We start from the raw sequence: 14035 nt of genomic DNA, 5'->3' as shown, positions 1-14035 counted from the left end.
TTGTATATTAACACTGATGTTTTCGCTTAAATCAGAACCGTCTTGATGTTTTTTATACCTTGTTATCAGGTGTCTTTTGATTAATTGATTTGTGATAAAAATGGCTATTAAAGTTTTCAATTGTAAAGTATTCTAAAGGTGTCCTTTGGGTTAAAGATTTAAACTCTTTTATAAAATGACTTTGGTCAAAATATCCATTCTCTAAAATTATAGTTAAATAATCAGCCTTTTTGTTGAGTAGTAGGCTTTTAATAACTTCCTGGAATCTTGTGATTTTCTGAAACTCTTTCGCAGTTATTCCGAATTGTTTTTTGAAACCTCTTTCAAACTGACGAAGACTCAAATTAGATTTTTCAGAAATCTCTTTGATCGTATTACGTTTGAAATGGTAATATAATTCATCAATTATAAAATCCCACTTATCATTTTCTTTTTTATGATAATCATCAAATATATCTGCTAAGAACAATTCAATTTCTTTAATTTTATTTTCAAGAGGTGTTTTCTTATCGAGTCTGTTTATTAAGCTTTTTCCTTTTTTGCCCCATAACGATTGAACCGAATAATAGTTGTCGTTCAGTTCAGAAAAAGGAACATCAGAAAAATGTCTGAAAGCACCACTTTTGAATCGTACAGATATAAACGATGTACTTTTAGTTTTATCAAAATTGAATATTGTTCTTGGGCAAACTGTGTGAGCCTTAGGTAGTTGGTTGTTGTTAACAAAAAGTGGTGAACCTAAATAAAACACAAGTTCTAAGCCTGTTCCAGGAGGAACAGCAGGAAGTTCAAAATAAACATCACTTGATTTCTCAAAAACATAGAACCTATCAATGTATTTTGATAAAAACGAAGAAGGGCGGTAGGATTTATTCTTGTACATCAAAACTTTCTATTAATGGTTCTTTGGTTAATAATGGGACTACAGAATTTATAAAATTTTTAAAATGTTCGGATGAATTATGCTTTTCAACGGCTTTTTCATTATTATACTTTTCATAAAAAAGAAATTCATTCTTGTTATCTAAGTCTTTTGCTAACTTGTAAGTTAAACATTCGCTTTCAGAGATACTTTCGTTAACCATATTTTTTGCCAATTTAAGAAAATATTCGATTTTCGTTTCTTTTACGCTTACTTGCACTATTACTACTTTTTTCATAATTTGATGTATTTTAATAGTGCAAAGATGAAAAGTAAGATTGTTGTTTGATTGTAAAAAAACGACAATGTTTGTTTAAAAGGGCTATGGACCGTATGCACCAAAAAGACGATAGGAACACAGTTGCGTTACCATTTTTGTTTTGACGCAGTTCTTAATACTTAGTTTAGACTAAGTAGTTTACAGGTATTCTACCAATTAACTTTCGTTCTTTGTCGACAACATAAACAGTTAGAATTCTTTTTTTAACATATCTATAAAGTTTCTTGATTAGTACTTGAACTTGTTTTAATTCTTCAGTTAGTGGGTTATTTTCCAATAGAAAAACAATTTTAGTTGAGCCTCTTAAGGTTATCGAGGGTTGAATAAGGGGTACCAAACTACTTTTTGACCAAGTATGTTCCATTGGCCTAGTATATGAGCCATAGCAGGTTTACTTACAAACTTTCAGGTTAAGCACTGACCTTTGTTTTATCTTTATACTTTGGTTTTATTACTTTAATGATTATTTATCATAAGTTACTGTAATGAGCTTTTAATACAGCATCAATGGTATTAACCACAACTTCTACATTTTCTTTACTGAAGCACAAGGGTGGTTTTGATTTGATAATACTGTTAAAAGGGCCATCAGTACTAATCAGTATATGTTTTCTTCGCAATTCATTTTTAATATATTGCGCAAGACTTTTATTTGGTCTTTTGGAGTAGTCTTCTACAATTTCGCAACCAATGAATAACCCAGTTCCTCTAACATCGCCGATACATGGGTATCTAGGCATTAATTCTTTGAGTAGATACACGTAATACTCACCAACTATTTTAGCGTTTTCTTGTAAATTCTCTTCTTCGATAACATCCAACACAGCCGAAGCAATGCTGCAGGAAACAGGGTTGCCTCCAAACGAACTAAAAAACTCTACACCTTTCTCAAAAGAAGTCGCAATTTCTTCTGTACAAACAACGGCACCCATTGGATGGCCATTAGCTATTGGTTTCCCAAGAATCACCATGTCTGGTACAACTCCATGAGTTTCGAAACCCCAGAAGTGGTTACCAATCCTTCCAAAACCTGTTTGCACTTCATCACTAATACAAATACCGCCTTGCTTCCTAATAGTTGGATATACCTCATTTAAGTACCCTTTCGGTAAAGGTACTTGACCAGCACATCCAACAATAGGTTCACTAATGAATGCAGAAATAGGTGCAGTGCTATTTTTAATTTGAGATATGGCATCGGTACCATAAAGTTTGCCTGCGCCGGGATTGTTTTTTTGATACTTTCCTCTATAGGTGTCAGGTAATGGGGTTCTTATTATGTGTCTTTTTTGTCCTTCCCCTTTGGGGTTATTAAATTTATAGTCGCTAATATCTATAGCGGTTTGTGTATTACCGTGATACCCCAATTCCATTACCATCATGGTATTGGCTTTTGTATGTGTATTAGCCATTCGAATGGCCAAGTCACTTGCAGCACTACCCGAATTCACAAAAAATATTTTGTTTAATTCTGATGGGAAATAGCGTAATAGTTTTTCAGCATATTCTGCTAATTCATCAAACAGGTACCTCGTATTGGTATTTAGTCTAGCCATTTGTTTTTTTCCTGCTTCTACCACCTTTGGGTGTGAATGTCCTACATGCGGAATGTTATTATAGGCATCCAAAAAGGTGTTTCCATCAGCATCGTACATATATTGAAACGCAGACCTAACCATATGGATAGGATGCTCATAGCTTAACGACAAAATAGGACTAATGTGTTTATGCCTTCTTTCTAATACTTCATTAGTAGGAACTGTTTCTAGTATTGGAAAACCTGCAGCCTTCCTAAATTCATTCTCTGCCTTTATAGGATTTACGGTTAGCCATCGATATATCATTTTCCAAGCCAATTTCTCACTTACAGCGGCATAGGTGTTACTAGGGGTTGTTTTACGTGCATGTGCCGAATTGCATACGCTAATGCATAATCTAGCGGCAATTAGATAGTATAGCCCTTTTAGCTCTTTTTCCTCTAATGGATTTAAATGATGATATGCTTTAATAATAATTATAGACCATTGAAGAGGGTTTTCTTTATCATAGCATGCATAGGTGATAGCAATAGCAAGTTCATTAATTAGAAAAGAATGCGCAATATCTCCAAAATCTATAATTCCAGAAATTTCTCCATCAGTAACAAGTACATTCCACTCGTTTGCATCATTATGAATTATCTGCTTTCGTAGTGAAGGAATGAGCGGTCTGACTACTTCCTCAAATTGATTGAAAAAATAAATAACCACTTTTCTATCCTCAGGATTTGGAATATGTTGAATGTACTTTTTATTTAAATCCAAATATTGAATATCCCATTCCCATTGTCTGGCCTTTATAGCATAGCTTTTAAAACCATTTAGCCTAATATCTAATTTTGCAAGAAACGACCCTAAGGAATTAAATAAAGCAGGTGTATGCTTAACATCACCCAAAAATTTCCCCTTCAGAAAAGAGAGCATTCTGCATAGTGTTTTTTTATTGTCAACATTCAAAGTTTTAAGATAAGATTGGTCTCTAAAGGCAATAGGAATGGGTGTTTTCGAATTGAATTTTTTTTCTAGGTATAACAAGGTTTCATTCTCGGCCTCAATAATATCTTTTAATATTTCTGAGTCTCTATAAGTTTTGAATATAAAATCGCTCTCGGCGGTAGAAATATGATAGTTCTTATTATCATACCCATTAAGTGTTTTGGTTTCAAGGACTTCTAATCCAAATTCTTTTTCAATTAGTGATTGCATTAGTTAAAGATTTCTTTAGAATGTGTAAATAATTTAAATGCTATAGGGTTGCCACTAACCCCAAAGATAAACATCGCTAACGACTCCCAAACTTTGCCCTCTTATCTTTTCATGGGATTAGAAAAAAATTCAATTATTTCAGATTCTAATTTGTTCTTGGTTTTTTGAAAGATATCGTTCTCTAATATACTTCCAAAATGAGTAATAGAAAACCTATTTCCAACTGTTTTTTCGTAGTATTCAGTTTGGATAAATCATGTCTAATATGAGCTGGGAACTTGTTGTTAAAAATTTTAAATCGATCCAATTTTTAGTTGATTTTCCATCTATGTAATCTAATAATGTTTACATAAATTTTTGAGTTGATTAAGTACCTATTTCGGTTTAAGCTCATAAGTCTGTATTACGTTCTGTTAGCAACTGCTTTTTACGCTATACTGTGCTATAAACTATTTTCAATTCCGTACCGATTTACTTTTCTAATTCGACAAAAAATTCACTTTTGAAATTACCCCAATTCCAAAAGTTAGGTCTATAATCTTCAAATTTCACTCCAAATTGAATTCGGTAACTGATCTTCAAGAGAAGTTTAGTCTTCAAATATTAGTAATATTGAAGAGGAAAATTAATTGATAAAAAAAGACTGCCTTTATAGACAGTCTCTTTAGCTCTTATATAAAGAAATAAGTATTTGAGCTTACATTTTAATAAAAATCTCTGTACTATACAATTGATTTTCCACAAAAACCTGTAAAAAGTATGTGCCTATTGGTAAAGTATTTAATGGTAAATTAATTGTTTCAACACCTTCGTTAACTTGTTGCGTTTGTTCCGCAACAATACTACCGCTTATGTTTAATAATAGTAATTTAACAATGCTAGTTGTTTTTACTTCAATGTTAGCACTTATTAAAGTAGTAAATGGATTTGGATACGTTTGTACACTTACTGTTTCGTTAGCAAGGTTTTCAGAACATTCACCTAAGGTGTCGCCATGATTTAGATGTGCTTGCACTGCCGCTTGCGCAACACAAATAGTTTTACCTTTGTGACACATCTGTACTTTAGTATTTTTATTTGTTCCGCAGCTCACATCAATAACCTCAACAGTAATTTCTTCAGTAGCCTCGCAACCATCAGCGTCGGTTACTGTTACCGTATATACCTGTGTGCTATTTGGGCATGCATCAATCACTTGGGTTGTTTCGCCAGTACTCCAACTAAATTGATATGGAGCTGTCCCTCCTGTAACAGTCGTTACTCCAATTGTAGCACATTCATTTGCTCCATCATAGCCTGTGTACAATACCATATTATCGGACACCGTAACAACTATTGCACTGGGCTCAGTAATTTCTGTACTTGCTGATATAGTTACGTTTAAAGTATCAGTAACGGTAACCGAATAAGTACCTGCTGCAAGACTACTTATTGTAGGCGTTGTTTCACCAGTATTCCATAAATATGTATATGGCGCTATGCCTCCAGTAACGGATACACTAATCGTACCATCGTCTGCGCCAGCACAGCTAACATTTGTAGCAACTAATTCTGATTCTAAAGGTTCACCCAGAGGTATGGCTTCCCATACACTTCTATTATCAGTTTCTGGAGCTGTTTTATGTGTAACCTCCCCATTTTCTTCATGATACAAATACCTTCCAGTGGTTCTAGATGCAAATCTATACGTATCAGTAAGGTCGTCATAACGTATGGTCCACGTTTTATCTGTATCTCCTGCTGGTGGTGCTTTTAGGGTACTTACAATTACATAAGGACCTGCCGGACCACTAGCACCAGGTGCACGCAATATTCCAGTACCACCAGTTTCACTTTCACTATCTATATTATAATAGTCTCCACTTTGTACAAACGTCCAATGTGTATTTTGAGGTCCTCCAGAATCTGACATGCTAACAGGCTGACTACTTCCTCCTGCAGCAATTAAAAATTGTCCTGTTTCTACATTTCTTAATCTAACAACTTCTGTTGGTGCTGGGTCTGAGTCAATAACCTCAACTTTTTCGTAAGTTGTATTTGCCCATCGCATTTGAGCTCTACCTCCTTTTACACGGTATACACCATATCTAATACCAGATTCCAGCCCTCTTTCTGGTTCAGGAATATTCCAGTTAAAGGCTTCACCGCCTATTACGGCATCAGAGTAATGTATTTTTAAACCAGGATTGTTAGGATCTTCTCTAAAGCCCACCTCTAATTCAATATCTACCATTTCATCTTTAGCTACATTTTTAAGAAAAACAATAGTTCTTCCATCGGCCCCTGAACCTCCTCGAAAATTGATCTGTTCTCTTACAATATCGAAAGATACTTGCACCTGGTTGCCGTTGCCGTCATCACCATATACAGGCATTGCTAAATACAAGCATATAGCAGGATCTGCTGGACCACCGCCACCGGAATGTTTTCCTTTAGCTTGCATCAAATAGGAGCCATCGTTGTTGGTCCCTGTTGTGTCACCTACTTCAAGAATTCTTAAGGTCCCTGTAAATCTTGCATAACTCCCAACACCAGTTTCTTGAGATCTTGGTAAAGAACGCTCTATTCTAGGCTGTAAGGTGTTTGGTGCATCCCAGTGGTTAGAGCCAGCAGTAATATTATAAACACCCCAAGTTTTGTCATAAACATTACTTTCTGAATAATCTGAGTAACACGTTCTATCATCTGCAGTCCCTACATTAACAGCACCTGGTATGTCAACATTTCGAGTTTCATCGTTTTGAAATTCACCTGAAGCTGGACAAGCGAGGTCTGGATTCGTATCTTCATCAGGAGCTGCCCCTGCAGGAGCTTGCTCAACCAGTTTCCAATTACTTCTGTTATCCGTATCTGGGGCTGCGGTATGTGTTACCGTTCCATCTTCATTTTGATACAAAAACCTACCGGCCGTATTTGACTCAAATCTGTAGGTGTCTGTTGTGCTGTTATAAGATATTGTCCATATTTTATCTGTATCGGCTGCTGGCGGCGCTTTATTGGTACTTACAACTGCAAAATTAGCTCCACTACCTGTTGCCCGCAATATTCCAGTTGCACCACTTTCACTTTCACTATCTATATTATATATTCCACTTTCACTTTCAGTTTCTACAAGCGTCCATTGTGTATTATCAGCATCTCCTGTTTCTGACATGGTAACCGACTCATTACTTGCTCCAGCAGCGGTTAAGAATTCTCCTGTTTCAAGATTTTGAAATCTAAGTGTTACACCTACTGGGATTTGATTTTCCACCAGTGGGACAAGTTTCCAATTACTTCTATCATCTGTATCTGGGGCTACAGTATGCGTTACAGTTCCATCTACATTTTGATACAAAAATCTGCCAGCGGTTCTGGATTCAAATCTATAAGTGTCAGTACTTGCATCATAATCTATCGACCACGTTTTATCTGTGTCGGCGGCTGGCGGTGCTTTTAAAGTACTTACAACTACATAGGGCCCTCCTGGACCACCAGCACCTGGTGCACGCAGTATTCCAGTACCACCAGTGTCACTTGCACTATCTATATTATAATAGTCTCCGCTTTCTTCAAGCGTCCAAAGTGTGTTTAGCGCTTCACCTGTTGCCGACATCGTGACGGGCTGACTACTTCCTGCTGCAGTAGTTAAGAATTCTCCTGTTTCAACATTTTGAAATCCAAGAGGTGTCCCCAATGGAATTGGCGGCGTAAGTGGAACGAGTTTCCAATTGCTTCTATCATCTGTATTTGGGGCGGTAGTATGCGTTACCGTTCCATCTACGTTTTGATACAAAAATCTGCCAGCGGTTCTGGATTCAAATCTATAAGAATCAGTAGTTGCGTCGTAATCTATCGACCACGTTTTATCCGTATCCGCGGCAGGTGGCGCTTTTAAAGTGCTTACAACTACATAGGGGCCTCCTGGACCTCCAGCACCCGGTGCACGCAGTATTCCAGTACCACCAGTGTCACTTGCACTATCTATATTATAATAGTCTCCACTTACTACAAACGTCCAATGTGTATTTATAGCTTCTCCAGTAGCGGACATAGTGACGGGTTGACTACTTCCAGCTGCCGTGGTTAAGAATTGTCCTGTTTCTACATTTTGCAATCTGAAAATATCATCAGAAGGCAGTTTGTTTTGCGCTGTTAAAAAAAGAGAAAAGAGCGTAAGAATGCTTAACAAGACCCTTTTAAGAGTGTTTTTTTTCATGTCTTTAAAGTTTAAGTGTTGTTTAAGAGTGCTTTAAGTTAATGTATTTAGCAACTGTAAGTGTCCTGTGCTATACTGTGTTATTTAAAAACTAACATATGTTATCATATAAGCTTCCATGTATTTCTGAGCTTTTCTTCTGTTTTTTATTGGTAAAATGAGAAGATGGAGCTAGGTTACATACATATATATGTCAGAACAATTGCATGCTCTTCTTTTTATTAAGAACATTAGGTAGGAACTAGTTTAATTTTCGAATAATCCAGTTTGGGATATTTTCTATTACCTGTTATTTACTAAAGAATGAATACGGTATTGCTGTATTTCTGTTTACTTTTCACTGTATTTGTTCTATAAGTCTGGTATAGGAATTGCTGTTGCTTGATATTTAACCACACCATTCGGAAAGTAAAGGGTGATGAAAACTCTTCGTATTTTTTATTTCATTTTTTTCACTTTTCGAATTTATCATTTGTTACTTGACAAATTGATTTAACATTATGGGATCCAATTTCTCAATCCTTGATTCTTTGGAATTGAAAATATAATTAAGTACTTGGTTTTTCTAAGTATTGCCAACAGTTTTTAGTAATGATTTGATTGCGAAAAATCAGCTATGGTTTTTCGTCTTTCAAGAATAAATCGGCTATTTTGTACGTGATATCAAACAATTCAGTTGATTTTCCATTTCTATTCATTGCCACTGCAAGGCTAACATTATATTCTGGCAACAAAATTAACATTGCAGTTGAACCCATTGAAGTTCCTCCGTGATGGACAATCCTTACTTCTCGGTTGTCAATAAATACATTTGTGCTAATATCATTTCTCCAGCCTAAACTATAGTTTTGTTCATTTACATGTCCATTGTTTAATATAACGGGCTGAAATAAAGTTTCGGTAGTTTTTGTATCAATGAGTTTGTTGTTTAAAACAGCATTGCCAAATTTCACCAAATCGGATGGTGTTGAAAGAAAACCGCCTCCTGCATATTTACCGCTACTACTAGTTTTATATGCCTCCTTTATTTTACCGTTCTCGATATCATAAAATTTTGCAGTGTTATCGTCTGATTCGGTTATTCCTCCTGGTACTGTTCGCAATAAACCTAATGGATCAAATACCTTATTTTGCATAAATTCAAGGAAATTAGTTTTAGTGGCTCCTTCCATCATGGCGCTCAATAAATTGTAATTGTAAGTTGAGTAACTAAAATCTGAACCTGGCTCAAAAAGAAGTTTGTCGTTATTGAAAATTGAAATACTTTCTTTGATAGAGCTATATTTATCATTATCATAAAATTCCCAAATTGGCAAACACAAGCAAGTGCTGTAATTTCTAATTCCAGAAGTATGTGATGCCAATTGTTCGACTGTTAAATTGGATAATTTTTCATTCACATATGGAACAAATTCTTTCACCTTAGAGTTCTTCTTAAGAACATTGGTTTGCAACAAAACACCTAATCCGATTGAAGTTAGGGTCTTGGATATGCTTCCAATTCTGTATTTAGTTTGCTGACTTGCGAAAATAGAGTTCTTTATATCTGAATATCCAATAGAGTTAGCCCAAATCAAGCTATCGTTCATCCCTATGGCAATCGAAAGGGAAGGTGTTTTTAGTTTTGTAAATTCTGCCTTTAGAATTTTGTCCGCTTGTTTGTTTAAAAGTTCGGTATGAAGCGTTTTTGGTTGAACATCGTTTAAGTTTGACATTTCCGTTCTACCAAAATTATATAAGAAAATAGGTTCAAAAAGGAAGTAACATAGAATTAAAACCCCAATAGGAATTAGCACCTTAAATAGTTTTTTCATTCGATTAGTTTCCTATAAGACGATGAAGTCGTTCTTATGTTACTTTGCGCTAAAAATTAGTACCAACGTTCTTGTGTATGTTTCAGTTGCGTAGTTTTAGCATTAAATTAGCGAATAATTATGGGAAATCAGTTAGGATTTTTCCAAAGTAGGCTAGGAGTTAGCAATTGAATATAGACGTTAGTACCAGTTTTTATTTTTTCTATTTGCAACAACTAATTCCCCAAACACTTAATTTCTCAAAAGAAAAATCTATTTCAATAGTATTTTGGTCAATAACCTTAATTCATTTCCTTGCTTATAATTTGAGTTAAAAAGGTCCATTAATTTCAGCGATACAATTCTTGTATTTCCGCTCCAAGTTCCGCTCGAGATTATTATAAATTTTAATCTTACAAATTACCAATATCTATTTTTTTAAATATCCTTAATATTAAAGTGCCCATTGGAGGAAAGGCACTAATTTTATAATCGTTAACTAATAGACGAAGTTTATTTCTGAGTTATTGTTTTACTATTTTCTTAATAAGAAGTTTTGAATTTAACGTAAAATAGCCAAAATATATTCCAGATGGAATACTTGCTACATCAATGTAATTTTGAGTAAGTGAATGAGCTTGGTAAACAATTCGTCCATTTAAATCTGTAAGATGAAATTTTGCTAACAAGGCATCATTTTTTAATTTAAAATAAAGCCTGTTTTTTACAGGATTCGGATACAACTGTATGTCATTTGAAGATAAATCTGCTAACCCAAGGGATGCGAAATATTCATCAGCACCAACATCATACAAGCCATCTGTAGGACGTTCTTCCCCATCTAAATCTTTAGTAACTTCACCAACTTCTACTCCAGCATCTATCGCTGGCGAATCACTTTTTATGCGGTAGTTATGATTACTAACATCAACAAATTTTGCATCTGCTACATTTTCAATAACAAGGTTGCCTTCTCCACCTAATTGATTATTTTCAAAACTACTACCATTCCCAACATAGAAATTGTTTTTATTCGCACCTGTTATATTATTCGATTGAAAACGAACATGTCTTATTCCATTGTTTACAAATGTGTTGTTATAAACGCGAAGATTAAAACCTACTCTTGCATTGAGGCCATGTTCAAGGTTATCATGAAAAATGTTATTTCTAATAATTACATCTTCAGTATCACCTGCATTTTCAATTTCAATACCCTCTATACAATCAGTAAATCGATTGCCCTCGATAACAACATTTTTTGTACCTAAGTGCATCACAAGTCCCTCTCCAGAACTTCCAGTACACCCAAGTTGATTATCCTTCTCACAAGGTCTAAATCCTTTAAACACATTGTTACGGATGTAGATTGGACCGATGGTTTGCTTTAAATCAACACCATTTTCACCTGTTCGAGGTTTAGTAACTTCAAAGAGATTGTTTTCAATGGTGATGTTTGTGATGTTTCCCCCAGAATGGCCGCACTGGAATCCATCTGCACCTATGTCACGAAACGTACAGTTACGAACGATTATATCATGTCCCTCGCTACCAATATTGATGGCATGGATATCTCTATCTATTGTACTTCCAGGGGCATCAATAAACCTACAGTTATCAATAATAACATCTGTTGCGCCAATTATTGAGATGATTGGATTCTTGTAGTTGATAAAAGTACAGTTGGTAATGCGTGAGCCGTTATTGCTAGCGTCTATACGTATGGTTCCTGCCCCTAAGTTAGCGTCAAAAGTTTTACCTGTGTGAATTATGGCTTGAGAATGGGTAGCTGCTGTTATTAGTAGTGAACAAATAGCGACAATCATCTTAAATTCTTTATTGCTAAACTCACAGATGTAGCATATTATTTTTTTTGAATTTTTGTAAGTTGATAATGCTGCACTAGACTTATTGTTTGTCATAAAATTTTTTATTCACTACTTATTATTTTAGATCATATACTTGAATATCAAGTAAATACTTTTGTCGCTTAAAATCACGATATATTCATTGTATTATAAAAATACTCTTAAGAAATATTTCATTCTCTTGCTTTTTGCAAAAAAACAATTGTAAATATATTGATTTATTTCAGTACAATGATGAATTTGTGAACTGATATTTTTTAAGTGTATTATTCATTTTTTTACATATGCACTAAACGACCTGCTAAACGCAGTTCGGCTATGAAAACGAAGATACAAAAAGTGGAAGATAGTGAAGCATACGGTCAGGTGGAAACGTGATAGCCATTATCCATCTAGCTTATCACATTTTTTCCTTAAATACATGCGGTGAGTGAGCCACTTTATTGTATTTGGAGTTTGATTAGTCGATCCAAATTGTTTTAGCTACTCATGTTATATGTTTTCCTCTGATGGGCAGTGGGAGCTGAACATACTAAATAAGCCTGATAGCAATTTGGTTTAGTAGGTCGATGAAATACATGCACCGAAATAGAGGGAGCAACGCAGTTGCGGAGCTATTTTGGTCAGCTTTTGCTGAATGTATTCCATCTGTAAGGGGTATGATTTCCTTGCGTGGTTAAGAAACTAGATTAGCAAATACCAACTGAATAGAAAATCCACCAGACTTTAGTAAGTAAGCTAGTACTAGCAATGAATTATACAATTTGTTGTATGGCGTTTTATTTGTGAGTACATCTTCGATTAACATTGCAATATTTCACTAATCAGTCATTTAGAGAATGTGTGTTTATTAGAGATGGGAAAAAGGATTTACTATTCATAGTTTCTAATATATTTAGTTCGTTTTTATTCATTAAGTTTTTTATCTTAATAATTGAAGTCAAAGTCTTGTCCATGTTGATTTCCTTTTGGTTTCTTTAAGGGTCAGTGTAGAATAATCAATTTCACCGTCTTTATTTCTTGAAAAAACTATAGAAATATGCATTGGTTTGAAGCTGAACGTGTAATTGTTTACAGGAACCATAGGCAGTGAATTTTTTTCCTTTGCTGTAAGGTATAAAAGGTTTCTCTTTGCTTCTAATGTAACTGTAAAAGGAAGGTTTGGAGATGAATATTCTCCTTCATACATTTTTAAGGAGGTATCATTGATTGAAAAGACCTCTTCAATAGGGCGTATTCCAAGTCTTTTGTTATTGTAGTCAATCAATAAGTTAAAGCGTTCCAATTCTCTTAAGCCAATATGTCCTACTCTGTTCTTATCGCGAGAATGTCCAGTGGATGTATACTTAATCGGTATTGCCCAATTGGTAAATCCAGCAATTTCCAAACTATGAGCAAGCCATAAAACTCCCATCATTGGTTTGCCATCTATTCCCATACCAATAATTTGTTCTTTCTTTTCTACTGGAGCAATTATGTTTTTGCTGGGATTTGTTTTTACCCACATGTAATTCATATTTCCTAAATCAAAATGTACTTTAAGTGGAATTTTTTCGTCTTCAGGCTTAATCCGTAAATTAATATTACAATAAGGCTTATTATTTTTAAACTCAAGATTTGAATAGGTCCAATGGTTTTGGGGAATATCTTCCTTTGGGTTATGTAATGTTACGGTTTTGTTTTCTTGATTAATTTCTAAGGTTACAAATCTCAAAAGATCATAGCCTATGATGCCATCATAGGGTACATTGTCATAAGAAGTGCTTTTGAAAAACATTTCTGGAGGCCACAGCGCTACAGATAGGTTTTTAAGAAATATATCATTGTTCATTTTAAGATGTAACCCGTCAATAAATTTTACGGGCTTTTCCATATAGGTTTCTGTATGTGAGCCAATTTTGCTATGCTCATTCAAAGGGGATTTAAAGCCAATGGTCCTATCAGATTCTAAAATACATGTGATGGGTGCACCAGTATCCAAAACAAAGTTTAGTGGATTTGAATTGTTTATTTGCAGTTTAATAACGATAAGCCCGTTGATGATTTCGTAAGGAAGGGTTAGTGGGCTTTCTAGTGTATTTACCATGACTGGTTCCTTTGTGTTTAGCGCAGAGGGATTGCAAGCGTTAAACAATAAGATTATTGCTATAATTGAGTATAGTTTCATTTTCGTTAAGAATTATTTATTTTAATACTTGGCATATAAACTGTACTTTCTCATCACTTCAAA

General features: G+C 34.7%; 8 protein-coding genes. All 8 read right to left on the bottom strand.

Annotated features, from left to right (window positions below):
* Positions 1–52: 52 nt before the first annotated feature.
* Positions 53–883, bottom strand: a complete 831-nt coding sequence (locus E5D58_RS07665) for a helix-turn-helix domain-containing protein (RefSeq protein ID WP_136481265.1) — start codon at positions 881–883, stop codon at positions 53–55.
* On the bottom strand, positions 870–1160 hold the full coding sequence (locus E5D58_RS07660; RefSeq protein WP_136481264.1) for a putative quinol monooxygenase: 291 nt from the start codon (positions 1158–1160) through the stop codon (positions 870–872). The genes E5D58_RS07665 and E5D58_RS07660 overlap by 14 nt, the downstream gene beginning before the upstream one ends.
* Before the next feature lie 166 nt (positions 1161–1326).
* Entirely contained in the window at positions 1327–1566 is a 240-nt protein-coding gene (locus E5D58_RS07655) for a hypothetical protein (RefSeq protein ID WP_136481263.1), read from the bottom strand.
* Between the two features lie 106 nt (positions 1567–1672).
* Positions 1673–3946: an aminotransferase class III-fold pyridoxal phosphate-dependent enzyme gene (locus tag E5D58_RS07650; RefSeq protein WP_136481262.1), complete on the bottom strand. Its 2274-nt coding sequence runs from the start codon at positions 3944–3946 to the stop codon at positions 1673–1675.
* A gap of 697 nt (positions 3947–4643) precedes the next feature.
* Entirely contained in the window at positions 4644–8144 is a 3501-nt protein-coding gene (locus E5D58_RS07645; RefSeq protein WP_136481261.1) for a T9SS type A sorting domain-containing protein, read from the bottom strand.
* Between the two features lie 614 nt (positions 8145–8758).
* Positions 8759–9958: a serine hydrolase domain-containing protein gene (locus E5D58_RS07640; protein WP_136481260.1), complete on the bottom strand. Its 1200-nt coding sequence runs from the start codon at positions 9956–9958 to the stop codon at positions 8759–8761.
* 503 nt (positions 9959–10461) lie between these two features.
* Positions 10462–11859, bottom strand: a complete 1398-nt coding sequence (locus tag E5D58_RS07635; protein WP_136481259.1) for a right-handed parallel beta-helix repeat-containing protein — start codon at positions 11857–11859, stop codon at positions 10462–10464.
* A gap of 886 nt (positions 11860–12745) precedes the next feature.
* Positions 12746–13891 (bottom strand): pepsin/retropepsin-like aspartic protease family protein, encoded by a 1146-nt coding sequence (locus E5D58_RS07630; protein ID WP_136481258.1) that lies wholly within the window; start codon positions 13889–13891, stop codon positions 12746–12748.
* Between the last annotated feature and the right edge of the window lie 144 nt (positions 13892–14035).

This window comes from Cognatitamlana onchidii (genome assembly GCF_004804355.1).
Lineage (GTDB): Bacteria > Bacteroidota > Bacteroidia > Flavobacteriales > Flavobacteriaceae > Cognatitamlana > Cognatitamlana onchidii.
The sequence above is the reverse complement of the archived record's forward strand: the minus strand, read 5'-3'. Positions and strand labels throughout refer to the sequence as shown.